Genomic DNA, 14,475 nt, shown 5'->3' with positions numbered 1-14,475 from the left:
TGGCGCTGCACGGCGGCTGCTACCACCGCGCGTGGCGCTACACGGCGGCGGTCGCCGTCACCGTGGCCGAGGCCGCCGGGATCACGATCCAGAAGCAGCTGCCCTGGTCCGGGTTCGGGTCCACGCCGATCGCGCCGTGGTGCCGTTCCACGATCCGGTGCACGATGGCCAGCCCCAGCCCGGTCCCCGGGAACCCCTCGCTCCCGCCCGCGCGGGTGAACGCGTCGAAGACCGACTCGCGCTGCTCCTCCGGGATCCCGATGCCGTTGTCGGACACTTCGATGCGCCAGCGGTCACCGGGCTCGGGCCGGCTGCCGATCCGCACGTACGGTGTCCGGCCGGCCGGGGTGTACTTGACCGCGTTGCCGATCAGGTTGTCGAACAGCTGCTGCAGCAGGGTCGGGTCGCCGTCGACCGTCGGCAGCGCGTCGACGATCACGGTGGCCTCCCGGGCGCCCGGCGACTCCTGACGGTCCCGGACCACCTGCTGGACCAGGGCGTGCAGGTCGACCGGCCGGGCCTGCAGCGGCCGGTTGTCGGCGGTGGCGTATTCGAGCAGGTCGTCGAGGAGCACGGTCATCTGCTGCTCGCAGACGTGCACCCGCTCCAGGTATTCGCGGTGGTCCTCCTCCAGGTAGCGGGTGGCCTCCTCGCGCAGGAAGTCGGTGTACCCGGCGATCCGGGCGAGCGGGTTGCGCAGGTCGTGGGCGATCACCCCGGCGAAGCCGACGAGTTCGGCCTCGCGGCGGCGCAGCTGCTGCTCGACCGCCTCGCGGCGGGCGATGTCGGTGCGCAGCGCGGCGGTCGCCATCGCGACCCGGTGCCGGGCCCGGTCCCGGGAGGTGGCGATCGACCCGGTCAGCGCGGTGAGCAGCAGGGTGAGGACGGACCCGACGATCAGGGCGATCACGCTGGGCCGGATGCCGCGGTGGTCGATCAGGCGCATCGTCGGGCTGATCGCCAGCTGCCAGGTGCGTCCGGGCGCGGTGATGGTCAGGGTCCGTGGTGCCAGGGCGGGATCGGCCGCCTCGGCGGGCCGCCACCCGGCGATCGGCGCCGGGCCGGGCGCCTCGGCGTCGGTCAGGTCGACCACCGCGGTCCGGCCGACGACCTTGCCGACCGCCTCGTGCAGGAACTCGCCGCTGCGCAGGCCGAGCAGCAGCCAGCCGCGGAGGTGCCCGGCGTCCGGCGCGGGCGCGGTGGCCCGGACCGCGGCGGCCAGCACGAAACCGTCCTGCCGCTGGCCGGTCGGCACCTCGCGGTCGGTGCGCAGCGGGTAGGCGGCGCTGATCACGACCCGCCGGTCGGTCTCCGCGGCGCGCATCGCCGCGCCGGCCGCCCCCGCGGTCGCCATGTCCTCGCCGAGCGGGATCGGCAGGGTGTCGGCGGAGCGGCCGAGCACGATGAACAGGTGCCGGCCGCCGAGCACGGCGCCGGGCTGCAGGGTCAGGTCGGTGACCCCGCGGTCGCGCCAGAACCGTTGCACCGCCGGGATCTGCGGGTCGGTGGCCGCCACCACGTAGGCGACCCCGGCGACACCCGGCAGGATCCGCCGGTTGATCGGCGCGGTGATCGCCTGGAACTCGGCGGCCTCCAGTTGCTGCTGGGCGCCGAGAGCGGCGGAGAGGCTGGTCAGGAAGTCGCTGTAGCGGCGGATCCCGTCGGTGACGGCCTGCGCCGCGGAGCCGGCCTGCTGGTCCGCGGCGCGGTCGGCCAGCCGGCGTTCGCCACCGCGCAGCGCGGTGGCGGCCAGCAGCGTCGCCGCGACGCCGAGCGTCGCGACGAGCACCAGGACCAGCAGCGAACGCCGGGAGACGACCCGGGTCCGCGCGCCGCGGTCGGCCCGCATATCGGGCAGGCCATGCCACCTCACAGCGCGACGCTACGCCCCCGTGCGGGGTCGTCTGCCGCTTTTCGGCCAGCCCGGGCCACTGGTGCCGATCTTGGCGAGTCCGGGCCGGCGAGGGGCACCGGGGGACCGCGGCCGGGCGCGACCGAATGCCGGCCGGGCGCCGATCCGTGTCGCACGGGAACGACCGGAGAAGCCAAAACACACAAACCACAGCAGTCCCACGCGACCGCCCCGTCCGGGTCGCCGATCGGCCTACATTGATGTCGTGACCCCGGACCAGATCCAGGTGCTGCGCTTGCTCTGCGACACCGTCGTTCCCGCCGTCGACGCGCCCGGCGACACCGACGGGTTCTGGGCCCGCCGGGCCACCGACCTCGGCGTCGACCGGGCGGTGCTCGCCGCCCTGGCACCCGGGCAGCACGACGCGATCGGCGGCCTGCTCGACGTGCTGGCCGGGCAGGGTTTCCGCAGCGCCCCGCCGGTGCGCCGGGAGCAGATCCTGGCCGGGCTGGGGCCGCCGGTGACGCCGCTGATCAGCCTGATCCTGCTGCTCACCTACGGTCTCACCGACGCCGGCGGCGGCAACCCGAACTGGGCCCGGCTCGGCTATCCCGGCCCGGCCGGCCCGGTCCCGCCGGCCGACCCGCCCGCGATCACCCCGCTGCGCCCGGAAGGTGACCTCGAGCTGGACGCCGACGTCGTGGTGATCGGTTCCGGCGCGGGCGGTGGCCTGATCGCCGGCCGGCTCGCCGCCACCGGCGCCCGGGTGGTCGTCCTGGAGGCCGGGCGCTATCACACCGAGGCCGACTTCGATCAGGGTGAGCTGGCCGCGTACCGGCACTGCTACCGGCGGGGCGGGCCGACACCGACCGCCGACGCGAACGTGACCCTGATGGCCGGCAGCGGCCTCGGCGGCGGCACCGTGATCAACTGGACGAACTGCATCCGGACCACCCCGCGGGTCCGGGGCCAGTGGGCCGGGCACGGCCTGAGCGACATCCCGACCCTGGCCTTCGACCAGCACCTGGACGCCGTCTGGCGGGAGCTGTCGGTGACCGACCACTGCTCGGAGTTCAACCCCGCGCACGAGGCGATGCAGCGCGGTGCCGCGGCGCTGGGCTGGTCGTTCGCCACCGCGTACCGCAACTGGGACGAGAAACGGCACGACCCGGCGCTCGCCGGGCACCTCGGCTTCGGCGACCCGTCCGGCGCGAAACGCTCCACCCTGAAGGTGTACCTGGAACCGGCCGTCACCGAGCACGGCGCGCGGATCGTCGACGGCTGCCGGGCCGAGAAGATCCTGGTCGAGCAGCACCGGGCCGCCGGCGTGGTCGGTCACTGGACCAGCGCGGACGGCGCGCGGCGGGCGACGGTCACGGTCCGCGCGCCGATCGTGGTGCTCGCCGCCGGCGCGCTGGAGTCACCGGGGGTGCTGCTGCGCTCCGGGATCGGCGGCCCGGCGGCCGGTGACCACCTGCGGCTGCACCCGTGCACGGTCACCCTCGGCGACTACGGCACCGACATGCGGGGCTGGTGGGGGCCGCCGCAGGCCGCGCTGGTCAACGAGTTCGCGGCGGCCGAGGACGGGCACGGCTTCCTGATCGAGAGCGTGCAGTACAGCACCGGGCTGGGCGCCTCGGCGATCCCGTTCAGCACCGGCGCCGGGCACAAGCAGGTGATGGCCGGCTACCGCGGCTACGCGTCGTTCATCGGGCTGGTCCGTGACCGCGGGCACGGGCGGGTCACCCTCGACGCGGCCGGGGAGACGACCGCCTGGTATGCGCTCGACGACGAACTGGACGTGCGCAACAGCCGGCGGGCGATCGAGGCGCAGATCCGGCTGCACCACGCGGCCGGGGCGCGCGGGGTGCGGGTGCTCGGGCACGGGCTGGCGCCGTGGACGGCGGGGGAGGACCTGGAGGCGTACATCGCGCGGGCGCGGGAGATCCCGTTGCGGGCCGGCGGGGCGGTGCTGTTCTCCGCGCACCAGATGGGCAGCTGCCGGATGGGCGCCGACCCGGCCACCAGCGTCGCCGACCCGCGCGGCGAGCTGCACGACACGCCCGGGGTGTGGATCGGCGACGGGTCGGCGTTCCCGACCGCGTCCGGCACCAACCCGATGATCACGATCATGGCGTTGGCGTCCCGGACCGCCGAGCACATCTCCAGGTCCGCGCGGGGCTGAGGAGAGCCTTGTTCCGTACGATATGAAGGCTCTGATCAAACGCGGACAGTTGGGTGCAGTGTCAGCAGATCGGGGCTCGGCGCCGGCCGCCCGTAGTAGTAGCCCTGCAGCAGCCGGTACCCGAGTGCGTAGAGCGCGTCGGCCTGCTCCGCGGTCTCCACCCCCTCGGCCACCGCGCTCAACCCGAGCCCGTCGCTGACCTGGATCAGCGCCTTCGCGATCACCGCGTGCCGGCCGGCCTCGGTGACCCGGTCGACGAACGACTTGTCCACCTTGAGGACGTCGACCGGCACGGTGTGCAGCAGCCCGAGCGAGGAGTGCCCGGTCCCGAAGTCGTCGAGCGCGATCCGGACACCGAGCGCCCGCAACCGGTGCAGCGCGGCGACCGCGTGCCCGCCGCCGAACACCGCGGTCTCGGTCACCTCGACGGTCAGGCAGGTCGGCGGCAGGCCGGTGGTGGTCAGGATCGCGGCGACGGCGTCCGGGAACTGCGGGCGGGCCAGCTGACGGGCCGACACGTTCACGCTCATCCGGTCCGGGGCGTCCGCGCCGTGCTGGGCGCGCCAGCGGACCATCTGCTCGCAGGCGGCGCGCAGCACCCACGCGCCGAGGTCGACGATCAGGCCGGTCTGCTCGGCGACCGGGATGAACCGGGCCGGCTCGATCAGCCCGCGCTGCGGATGCTGCCAGCGCACCAGGGCCTCGACCGCGACGACCCGGCCCTCGGGCACCGCCACGATCGGCTGGTAGTGCACCCGGAACTGGCCGGCGTGCAGCGCGGCCTGCAGTTCCGCGCCGAGCCGGGCGTTCTCGCCGTCGCGTTCGTCGAGCACCGGCGACCAGTGCCGGTAGGGCTCGCCGGTCTTCTTCGCGGCGTGCATCGCCCGTTCGGCGCGGCGCAGCGCCTCCACCGGCTCGGCGGCCTTGGCCAGGCCCACATGCACCCCGACGAACAGCTCGTGCCCGCCGGCCGGCACCGGGGCGGTGAGCGCCGCGAGGATCCGGTGCGCGACCTGCTCGGCCGGCATGTCACCGGGCACCAGCAGGGCGAACTCGTCGCCGTCGAGCCGGGCCAGGAACCCGCCGTCCGGCACCGCCGCGAGCAGCCGCTCCCCGACGACGGTGAGCACCCGGTCGCCGACCGGCCGGCCGAACTCGTCGTTGATGTCCTTGAACCCGCTGAGCCCGAGGAACACGATCCGGGGCCGCCCGGCGCCGGCCGCGTCGGTCAGCACCTGGTCGAAGTGCCGGCGGTTGGGCAGCCCGGTCAGGTCGTCGTGCAGGGCGAGCTGCCGCAGCGCGGCGGACTGGCCCTGGACCTGGCGCATCAGCCCGGCCATCCGCGCGGCGGCCAGCGCGATCAGCACCGCCGAGCTGGCGCCGATCGCGATCCGGTCGAGCACGTCGCCGACCTGGGGGACGAACAGCATCGCCGGGGCGAGCAGCGCGCACCCGGTCGGCAGCACCAGCTGCGCCCAGCCGATGCGCTCCGGGCGGGACCCGGCGGCGGCCGGCGCGGCCATCGACGGGTGCAGCGCGGCCGCGCCCCAGAGCACGTACCCGAGCAGCCACCCGGCGGAGAACATGTCACCGTCGGTGTCACCGCCGTGCAGGCTCACCACCAGGTAGGCGGCGTCCGTGACCAGCAGCAGGAACGCGGCCGCGCCCAGCATCCGGGTGCTGAGCGTGGTGCCGCCCCGGGTGGTGAGCAGCCGGGCGAGCATGACCAGCAGCAGCACGTCGGCCGCCGGGTACGCGATCGCGATGATCCCGGACAGCCCGGACGCGGCCGAGGACGCGGCCACCGGGTGCACCACGAAGATCCACTGGGCGAGTCCCAGGCCGATGCCGGCCATCACCGCGTCGGCCAGCCCGGCGCCGCGCTCCCGGTCCCGCACGAGCAGCCACAGCCCGACCGCGAGCAGCGGATAACTGCCCAGGTAGAACACGTCGGCGACCGACGGATACGGCTCCTGGTGCAGCACGTACCGGTAGTACTCCCAGATCAGGTCGCCGGTCACCGAGGCCGCCTGCCCGGCGCTGAGCCAGTACCAGACGTGGGGCCGCTGCGGCCGGTGCACCCGCACACCGAGCAGGATCACCAGCGTGGCGAGCAGCCCGATCGCGTTGTAGAACAGGTTCGCGGCCAGCCCGTCGGCGGGCAGCAGGTAGTAGCCGGCGGTCGCGAGGACCCCCGCCGCCACCCAGACCCGCCACACGTTCGCCCGCCGCACCCCCTCACTTTCGGCCGCGGCCGTCCCTGGATGAGCACCCCCGCCCCTTGATCACTTGGGCCCGGGGTGGCAGCGTGGGGCGGTGGCGAGTTGGCAGATGCACGGGGTGGCCGCGTTCACGCGGCTCGCCTACCAGCGCAAGTTCCGCACCGAGGAGGCCGGCCGGGCGGTGCTGCGCCGGCCGAAGGGCCGGTCGGCGCCACCGCGCGCCCTCACCCGCCGCTTCGACGTCACGGTCTCCGACACCCACGGCTTCCCGGTGTACGAGATCACGTCCCGCGACCCGGGCACCCGCCCCGTCGTGGTGTACCTGCACGGCGGCGCGTACACCAGCGAGATCGTCGGCCAGCACTGGTCCCTGATCGCGCAGATCGCCGCCCGGACCGGCTGCGACGTCCACGTCCCGATCTACGGCCTGGCCCCGCAGCACGACGGCCTGACCGCCCTGGACTTCACCACGAAGCTGGTCACCGCCCTCCCCGGCCCGTGCTACCTGGCCGGCGACTCGGCCGGCGCCGGCCTGGCCCTGCTCACCACCCAGGCCTGCCCGGGTCAGGTGGCCGGGCTGACCCTGCTCGCGCCGTGGCTGGACCTGTCGATGAGCAACCCGGGCATCGCAGCGATCGAACCCCACGACCCATGGCTGGCCCGCCCCGGCCTGCGCCCGATCGCCGCCGCCTGGACCGGCGGCCTCGACCTGACCGACCCCCGCCTCAGCCCCCTGCACGGCGACCTGTCGAACCTGCCACCCCTGCAGATCCTGGTAGGCACCCGCGACATCACCCTCGCCGACTGCCGCACCCTGCGCGACCGCCTCCCACCCGGCACCCCGCTCACCTACCACGAGCAGCCCGGCGCCCTGCACGTCTACCCGTTGCTCCCGGTCCCGGAAGCCATCCCCGCCCGCCGTGCGATCCTCACCCACATCCGCACCACCATGTCCACCTGAACCCCCTTTTCGGTACGCCGGGGAGCGCCCGCCCGCAGGCCACGAGCCAAGCCCCGCCCGTGCGGCCCCGCAACACCCCGGCCCACTCCCGGCCGCAGCGCGCCCCGCGGTCCCCGGCTGGCCCCCAGGGGTGTCTCCAGGAATGTGAGGCACCCCTGCGCACCAGCCGGCCCACCGCCGTCTCCCGATTCGCCGTGCGCGCGGCGCGAGACCGCTGCCACCCCGGGCCACAACGCGCCTCACGACCCCGGCTGGCGCTCAGGGGTGTCTCCGGGGCCGCGAGACACCCCTCACCGCCAGCCGGGGCGTCGGCGGCTGGTGCTCAGGGGCGCCTCAATGCCTGCGAGGCACCCCTCACCGCCAGCCGGGCCGGTGACGTGTCTCGATGCGTGGTGCGCGCGGCGCGAGACCGCTGCCGCACCGGGGGCCGGCGTGGCTCCGGGCCTCGGCTGGTGCTCAGGGGTGCCTCGCACCCCTGGAGACACCCCTCAGCACCAGCCGGGGGCCGCGGGGCGCGTCGCGGTCCGGGGTGGGCCGGGGTGTCGCGGGGCCGCACGGGCGGGGCTTGCCTCGTGGCCTGCGGGCGGGCGCTCCCCGGCGTACAAGAAAGGGGTTTATGGGGTGAAAAAGGTGGCGAGGAGGTCGGCGGTGTTGATGTCGTGGGTGGTGCGGCCCATGATCGCGGGGGTGTTGCGCGGGCCGGGGATGGTGTGGCCGCCGCCGTGGACGGTGTAGAGGGCGACCGGTGGCCGGCCCGGCTGCTGGTAGGACGTGAGCGAGACCGACGTGGGGCCGGTGCCCGGCAGCGTGGTGCGGACCGGGTCGGCGGTGATGCCGTTGCGGGCGGCGAAGTAGGCCGCGGTGTCCGGCGCGGACCGGCTGCGTCCGCCGACCTGGAACAGGGTGCGCGCCCACCAGCGCATCTCGCCGCCGGCATACGCGACGATCGGGTCCTTCGTGCCGTGGATCAGCAGCATCGGCAGCGGTGACGGCGGCGCGCCGGCGGCCAGGAAGTCGTCCGGGCCGGGCATGGTCGCGGCGATCACCGCGGCCCCGGCGAGCAGCTCCGGGGCCTCGTGGGCCAGGCGCATCACCAGCTGGCCGCCGTTGGAGTAGCCGACCGCGACCACCCGGGCGGTGTCGATCCGGTGGCTGGCGGCCAGCTTGGTGATCACCGCGCGGGTGAAGGCGACGTCGTCGACGTTCGCGGTACGGGCCGGGAACGAGCTCAACCGGCGCGCGTCGTTCCAGTTGCCGCGGTACCCGTCCAGGTAGACCACCACCGCGCCGCCGCCGTCGGCCAGCCGGTCGTAGATCCGGCCGGTGAACGCGCGGTGCTTGGTCCCGGTCTGCTTCGAGCCGTGGTAGATCAGCACCAGGGCCCGGCCCGGGGCGCCGTCGGCCGGGCCGAGCACGGTGTACGTCCGGGTCCGGCCGTCTATCTCGACACTGTCCTGCATCTGCGGTCTCCCGGTGGCACGTTGAAGTGGATGACTCATCCGTTTCAACGTAACACAACCGGATAGCTCATCCGGTTATCCTGGTGACCATGACCACCGCTCCGCTGCGCAAGGACGCCGCCCGCAACTGGCACCGGATCGTCGAGGTCGGCCGCCGGCTCGTCGACGAGGGCACCCCGATCCAGCTCAACGAGGTCGCCCGGATCGCCGTGGTCGGGGTGGCCACCGTCTATCGGCACTTCCCGACCCCGGAGGCGCTGCTCGAGACGGTCGCGGCGCCAGGGCTCGCCGCCCTCGCCGGGCACGCCGACCGGGCGTTGGCCGCCGACGACGCGTGGACGGCCTTGCGGGACTTCCTGTTCGCGGCGGTCGACGCCCAGGTCGGCGACCCGGCGCTGTCGCCGGTGTTCGCCGCGCCGGGTGACGCGCTGCCCGAGACGACCGCGGTGAAGCAGCGCCTGACCGGTGCGTTCGGGGAGCTGCTGGGGCGCGCGCACGCGAGCGGCGCCGCCGATCCCGGTGTGACCACGGCCGACATGGTGCCGCTGATGTGCGGGGTGATGTTCGCGGCGCAGGTGCACCCGGCCGCGGACGGCGAGGAGCGCGCGGCGACCGCCCGGCGCTACCTCACCGTCCTGCTGGAGGGCCTGAGAACCCGCTAGCGGGCGTGCGCCGGCGCCCCCTCCAGCCGATGTTGACTGCGTCAGCCGCGCGGCAGCGCCTCCAACGCGGCGCGCAGCTGGGCCCGGCTCCGGTTGGAGGTGCGATGACCGTGCGGTGGGACGTGAACGGCCACTGCGCCTCGTCGTGCCGGCCGGCGGTGTTCGCGACCGCCCCGCGGGCTGCTCATCGCGTACCCGAAAGGTCTTGATGGTTTGCCGGTCTCGCGGCGCGGCGCCGGCGGTGGCCTTCGGTCCGGCGCCGGGCCGGGGAGACCGCGCGGCGCCGGCTCGCGGCGCCAGCTCGGCCGGGTGCTCTGAACTGTTAACTTTTAAATCCACTGTGGCGGATAAGATGCCGGTGTGGCGGATGCTGACGTTCAGAACTCGTTGAAACAGGTCAGTGCGGCAGCCGAGCAGTACGGCGTCACCGACGCCGACGTCGAGCGGTGGCGGGCCTCGATCGCCGAGCGCCCACCGTGGGCGCAGCGTGCGCACATCTCGGCGATGATCGCCCAGCGCCTGGTGATGACCGCGCTCGAGCACCGCCAGGAGTGCGACCGGGAGAGTTGCCGCACCTGCGCCGGGATCCGGGAGATGCTGATCATCGCACTCGCCGGGGTCCGCACCGTCGTCGACGACCGCCTCGACGAGCTCTACCGCCGGCCGGCCCGCTGGCCCTGGCGGCGGCGCAGCATCTGACGCCGACCTTGCGGGACGGAGCCGTCGGGGTATTTACTGACGTCGATCTTTTGGATTGTCGTCATCACTCCCATGGAGCGTCGGCCCGGATGCCCGTCACCACGTTCGGATACCCGCAGCAGTTGCGCCGTGAGCTGCGCATACGTGACCTGATCGCCTACGGCCTGATCTTCATGGTGGTGATCGCGCCGTTCGGCATCTTCGGCAGCGTCTACCAGGCCAGCGCCGGCATGATCGCGCTCGCCTACGTCGTCGGCGCCGCCGCCATGATCCTCACCGCCTCCTCGTACGGCGTGATGGTCGAGAAGTACCCGGTCGCCGGGTCGGTCTACGGCTACGCCGGGCGGGCCATCGCTCCGGCCGTCGGATTTCTGACCGGCTGGGCCATCCTGCTCGACTACGTGTGCATCCCGCTGCTGCTGTCCCTGGTCGCCGGCGCGAGCATGAACTCGATCGTGCCGGGTGTGCCGATCGGGGCCTGGGTGATCATCTTCGTGGTCGCGAACACCGTGATCAACGTGTTCGGCATCAGGACCACCAAGCTGCTCAACTGGCTGTTCCTCGCCGCCGAGCTGGTCGTCCTGCTGATCTTCCTGGGCTTCGGCCTGGCGGCGATCGCCGACGGCAAGGGTCACGGCTTCAGCCTCGACCCGTTCTACAACGGCACCACCTTCAGCTGGTCGCTGATCCTCGGCGCGGTCTCCATCGGCATGCTGTCCTATCTGGGCTTCGACGCGCTCGGGCTGCTCGCCGAGGACGCCGCCGACGGGGCCCGCACGGTCCGCCGGGCGATGTACGCCTCGCTGCTCCTGGTGGCCGCCCTGTTCATCGCGCAGACCTGGGTCGCGGCGTTGCTGGTGCCGGACCCGGCCGGGCTGATCGCGAACGGCGACCCGGCCGGCTCGGCCTTCTACGACGCCGCCGAGGTGGCCGGCGGGCCCTGGCTCGGCACGCTGACCGCGCTGGCCACCGCGCTGGCCTGGGGCGTGGCCAACAACATGGTCGCCCAGGTGGCCACCAGCCGGCTGCTGATGGCGATGGCCCGCGACCGGCAGCTGCCCGCGTTCCTGGCCCGGGTGTCGGTGTCCCGCTCGGTGCCGACCAACGCGATCCTGGCCACCGCGGTCGTCTCGCTCGGCATCGGCGTCTGGATGGCCGGCCGTGACGACGGCATCACCCTGATGAGCGCCATGGTCAACTTCGGGGCGATGATCGCGTTCATCGTGCTGCACGTCTGCGTGATCTGGGACTGGGTCAAGAACGGCCGCCAGGGCGGCGTGCTGCGTAACGTGGTCATCCCGGTGCTCGGCGCCGGGGTGCTGATCGCGGTGATCCTGCACGCCCAGCTGCTGGCCCAGAAGGTCGGCCTGATCTGGCTCGGGATCGGCGCCCTCGTACTGATCTTCCTGCTCGCCACCGGGCGCCGGCCGGCCCTGCCGGAGGTTCCGGCCGGCGACGACAACACTCCGACGAACCGGGCGGTGACGGAACATGTCTGACTTCGACGCGGAACCGGGTCACTACGGCTACACGTTCGGCGGCCGGGAGGCGATCGGCGAGGTCAAGCCGGGCACCCCGATCACGCTGCGCACGCTGGACTGTTTCGGCGGCAAGGTGCGCACCGTGGACGACCTGCCCAGCCGGGTGTGCGAGTTCCCGTACCTGAACCCGGTCACCGGGCCGCTGCACGTGCAGGGGGCGCAGCCGGGGGACACCCTGGCCGTGCACGTGGTGTCGCTGACCCCGTCCGCGCCGGTCGGGATCTCCTCGACGTTCCCGCACTTCGGGGCGCTCACGTCGACCGGGCTCACCCGTACCCTGCAAGCTCCTCTCGACGAGCGGGTCTGGCTCTACGACATCGACCTGGACCGGCAGACGGTTCGCTACCAGGCCCGCAACAGTGCCTACGCGGTGGACCTGCCGCTGGCCCCGATGCTCGGCACGGTCGGGGTGGCGCCGGCCGCCGGCGAGGTCCGCCAGACCATCGTCCCGGACGTGCACGGCGGCAACCTGGACACGCCGCTGCTCGGCCCGGGCGCCACGCTCTACCTCGGGGTGAACGTGCCCGGCGCGCTGCTCGCGCTCGGCGACGGGCACGCCCGGCAGGGCGACGGCGAGGTCTGCGGGGTCGCGGTCGAGGTGGCCATGGACGTGACCATCGTGGTCGAGGTGATCTCCGGAGTCCCGACCGGCACGCCGCGGCTGGAGACCGACACGCAGCTGGTGTCGCTGGGCGCGGCGCGGCCGCTCGAGGACGCGTTCCGGATCAGTCAAGAAGATCTGGTACGCCACGTGGCGCAGCTGACCGGGCTGGACCTGCTCGACGCGTACCAGCTGGTCTCGCAGACCACGCACGCCCGGGCCGGCAACGTCGTCGACCCGCAGTACGTGATGAGCGGGGCCATCGACAAGCGCTACCTCAACGGCGCGGTGGCCTACGGCGGCGTCCACGACCGGCTCCGGGCTGTCTAGGCCAGGCGCAGCGGGTAGCGGTGCGGGAGGGCGGCCACGTCCAGATAAAAATCATTTATCGTACGGACGACCGCCTCGAACGACGGCAGATCGAGCGGTTTGGTGACCACCGCGCTGGCGTGCTCGGCATAACTGGCCTGAATCTCCTCGGCCGCGCTGGAGGTGGTCAGCACCACGACCGGGATCGAGCACAGATCGGCGTCGCCCTTGAGCTCGGCCAGCACCTCGTGGCCGTTCATCCGCGGCATGTTCAGGTCGAGCAGCACCAGGTCGGGCCGGCGCGCCTGCTCGTAGTAGCCACGCCGGCGCAGGAAGTCGACAGCCTGCCGCCCGTCGGCGACCCGGGAGGTGACCGGCGGGACGAGAGCGGTCTCGAGAGCCTCCTCGATCAGCAGGACGTCAGCCTCGTCGTCGTCGACGATGAGCACATGCAGGGGTCGAGGGCCTACCACGGCCGCTGTAGTACCCAACTCCAGTCGTTTTCCACCTTTTATCGGTGCTCGCCGGCCCGGAGCATCTCGACGGTCTTGGTGACCCGCTGGGCCCGGGTCGCGTCGCGCTTCGCCCCGGTGATCCAGCGGACGAACTCCTTGCGGTGCGAATAAGCCAGTTTTTCGTACGCGGCGGCCGCCTCCGGGTCGCCGGCCAGCGCGGACGCGAGCTCGGCCGGAGTCTCCACGGTCCGCTCGCCGGACTCGGCGGAGATCTCCACCTGGTAGGTCGTGCCGATCTCCACCCCGGCCTGCGCCCGCGCCGCCTTGGCCAGCCCGATGAGGTTCTCCCCACCCATCCGGGCCAGCCGCAGCGGCAGCGTCACCCCGTTCACGGTGACCTGCACCGGGAACGCCTTACGCCCGTCACCGACGGCGGTGACCTGCTCGTCGGAGAGCACGAAGGCACCCGCGGGCCCACGCGACTCCAGGGTCAGGCTCAGCTTCACAGTCTCTGCCACGCTGACACGGTAGTCAGTCGCAGCCGAGCCCGCTGCCGGTCTCCGCTCGTCCGGTCTCCGGATGCGGGTCGTTACCACTTCTCGCCGTCGGTGCTCAGTCGCGGTCGCGGTCGGTCGAGAACGCCTTGGTCATGACCGCCGCGATGGCGACCCCGACGACCGCGATGCCGACCTGCACCCCCACCACGGCCCAGTCGAACGTGCGACCGGTCACCGTGAACAGCTTGTCACTGTGCAGGTCCCACCGATCAGCGGCCCAGGTCCCGGCGACCGCCGCGCCCATGCCGATCAACACGGTCGGGATCAGCCCGATGCTCTGCCGCCCCGGCAGCACGATCCGTGCCACCACCCCGATGATCGCGCCGAACACGATCGCCACCAGATAATCCTGAGCGTCCACTACGTCCTCCCGATGTCGCCTCTTGACCATGCCCATGGTGACGCCCGAGTCAAACGCGGTCTCCCAGCCACCACGAGCCGATAGACCGCCGTCACCACTACCCGCACGGTCTGATGCACCGACACCGGACCAGCCACCCAGCCCAGCCAGCAGTCCCTGGCCCGCCGTTCCCCTTTACGTCCCACCAGCCGGCAAGCAATCCCACCAGCCGGCCCTGTCCCACCAGACGGCCCTGTCCCACCAGTCGGCCTCGGCAACCTGCCGCAAGCGATCCCAGCTGGCGCTGACAGCCGCCTCCCGCCCGTCCAAACGGCGCTGAGCGCCAGCTGGTGGTGAGGGGTGTGTCCCGCCTGTTGTGACAGCTCCAAGTGCCAGCTGGCGATGCGTCAATGCCGCTCAGCGTAAGTTGATCTTGATGGGCCGTTGGCGGCCGGAACTGCCCGGCCCGCGAGGTCATCCCGGTCCGGGCAGTGGCGCGGGTGATCGGCTACCGGCGAGTACCCGGCCGTGCGCTCGCGGCCGGGATGTAACCGGCCCCGGCCGGGATGTAACCGGCCCCGGCCGGGATGTAACCGGCCCCGGCCGGGATGTAACCGGCCCCGGCCGGGGG

12 protein-coding genes are annotated in these 14,475 nt (G+C 73.1%); 6 read left to right on the top strand and 6 right to left on the bottom strand.

The features are described from left to right. Positions 1-37: 37 nt before the first annotated feature. Positions 38-1,873, bottom strand: coding sequence for a sensor histidine kinase (locus Apa02nite_RS44060; RefSeq protein WP_203830440.1), 1,836 nt, complete (start codon positions 1,871-1,873; stop codon positions 38-40). Between the two features lie 244 nt (positions 1,874-2,117). Between Apa02nite_RS44060 and Apa02nite_RS44055 the strand changes: the two genes are divergently transcribed. After that, positions 2,118-4,037 carry an FAD-dependent oxidoreductase gene (locus tag Apa02nite_RS44055; RefSeq protein ID WP_203830439.1) on the top strand — a complete coding sequence of 640 codons (1,920 nt, stop codon included), beginning with the start codon at positions 2,118-2,120 and terminating at the stop codon, positions 4,035-4,037. Between the two features lie 35 nt (positions 4,038-4,072). Here Apa02nite_RS44055 and Apa02nite_RS44050 read toward each other — a convergent pair whose 3' ends face one another. Further along, entirely contained in the window at positions 4,073-6,271 is a 2,199-nt protein-coding gene (locus Apa02nite_RS44050) for a putative bifunctional diguanylate cyclase/phosphodiesterase (RefSeq protein WP_203830438.1), read from the bottom strand. Between the two features lie 82 nt (positions 6,272-6,353). Here Apa02nite_RS44050 and Apa02nite_RS44045 point away from each other — a divergent pair, with 82 nt between their 5' ends. Next, complete coding sequence (locus Apa02nite_RS44045) at positions 6,354-7,220, top strand: alpha/beta hydrolase fold domain-containing protein (protein WP_203830437.1); 867 nt, start codon at positions 6,354-6,356, stop codon at positions 7,218-7,220. A gap of 614 nt (positions 7,221-7,834) precedes the next feature. Here the strand turns inward: Apa02nite_RS44045 and Apa02nite_RS44040 are convergent. Continuing rightward, positions 7,835-8,680, bottom strand: coding sequence for a CE1 family esterase (locus tag Apa02nite_RS44040; RefSeq protein WP_203830436.1), 846 nt, complete (start codon positions 8,678-8,680; stop codon positions 7,835-7,837). Positions 8,681-8,769: 89 nt separating this feature from the next. Between Apa02nite_RS44040 and Apa02nite_RS44035 the strand changes: the two genes are divergently transcribed. The 4 genes from Apa02nite_RS44035 to Apa02nite_RS44020 all read left to right on the top strand — a co-directional run bounded on the left by Apa02nite_RS44035 (position 8,770) and on the right by Apa02nite_RS44020 (position 12,513). Beyond that, the gene (locus Apa02nite_RS44035; RefSeq protein WP_239164985.1) at positions 8,770-9,342 is read left to right on the top strand and encodes a TetR/AcrR family transcriptional regulator; all 573 of its coding nucleotides are present in this window, start codon (positions 8,770-8,772) and stop codon (positions 9,340-9,342) included. Positions 9,343-9,702: 360 nt separating this feature from the next. Then, positions 9,703-10,041, top strand: a complete 339-nt coding sequence (locus tag Apa02nite_RS44030) for a hypothetical protein (protein ID WP_203830434.1) — start codon at positions 9,703-9,705, stop codon at positions 10,039-10,041. Between the two features lie 89 nt (positions 10,042-10,130). Next, a complete protein-coding gene (locus tag Apa02nite_RS44025; RefSeq protein ID WP_203830433.1) occupies positions 10,131-11,540 on the top strand; it encodes an APC family permease in 1,410 nt (469 codons plus the stop codon). Beyond that, positions 11,533-12,513: an acetamidase/formamidase family protein gene (locus Apa02nite_RS44020; RefSeq protein WP_203830432.1), complete on the top strand. Its 981-nt coding sequence runs from the start codon at positions 11,533-11,535 to the stop codon at positions 12,511-12,513. The genes Apa02nite_RS44025 and Apa02nite_RS44020 overlap by 8 nt, the downstream gene beginning before the upstream one ends. On the opposite strand, the gene Apa02nite_RS44015 is transcribed toward Apa02nite_RS44020, so the two are convergent. From Apa02nite_RS44015 to Apa02nite_RS44005, 3 genes are all read right to left on the bottom strand, one after another. Beyond that, entirely contained in the window at positions 12,510-12,941 is a 432-nt protein-coding gene (locus Apa02nite_RS44015; protein WP_239164984.1) for a response regulator, read from the bottom strand. The two genes, Apa02nite_RS44020 and Apa02nite_RS44015, sit on opposite strands and share 4 nt — an antisense overlap. A gap of 62 nt (positions 12,942-13,003) precedes the next feature. After that, positions 13,004-13,465 (bottom strand): YdeI/OmpD-associated family protein, encoded by a 462-nt coding sequence (locus Apa02nite_RS44010; protein ID WP_203830430.1) that lies wholly within the window; start codon positions 13,463-13,465, stop codon positions 13,004-13,006. A 94-nt stretch (positions 13,466-13,559) separates the two neighbouring features. Continuing rightward, positions 13,560-13,865, bottom strand: coding sequence for a GlsB/YeaQ/YmgE family stress response membrane protein (locus Apa02nite_RS44005; protein ID WP_203830429.1), 306 nt, complete (start codon positions 13,863-13,865; stop codon positions 13,560-13,562). Between the last annotated feature and the right edge of the window lie 610 nt (positions 13,866-14,475).

It is taken from the genome of Actinoplanes palleronii, from assembly GCF_016862315.1.
GTDB classification, from domain to species: Bacteria; Actinomycetota; Actinomycetes; order Mycobacteriales; family Micromonosporaceae; genus Actinoplanes; species Actinoplanes palleronii.
This window is presented reverse-complemented; position numbering and strand designations above follow the sequence as displayed.

Bases quoted from the DNA above. Each gene is read 5' to 3' on its own strand.
- Apa02nite_RS44025 (WP_203830433.1), top strand. From the start codon at position 10,131: ATGCCCGTCACCACGTTCGGATACCCGCAGCAGTTGCGCCGTGAGCTG.
- Apa02nite_RS44035 (WP_239164985.1), top strand. From the start codon at position 8,770: ATGACCACCGCTCCGCTGCGCAAGGACGCCGCCCGCAACTGGCACCGG.
- Apa02nite_RS44040 (WP_203830436.1), bottom strand. From the start codon at position 8,680: ATGCAGGACAGTGTCGAGATAGACGGCCGGACCCGGACGTACACCGTG.
- Apa02nite_RS44020 (WP_203830432.1), top strand. From the start codon at position 11,533: ATGTCTGACTTCGACGCGGAACCGGGTCACTACGGCTACACGTTCGGC.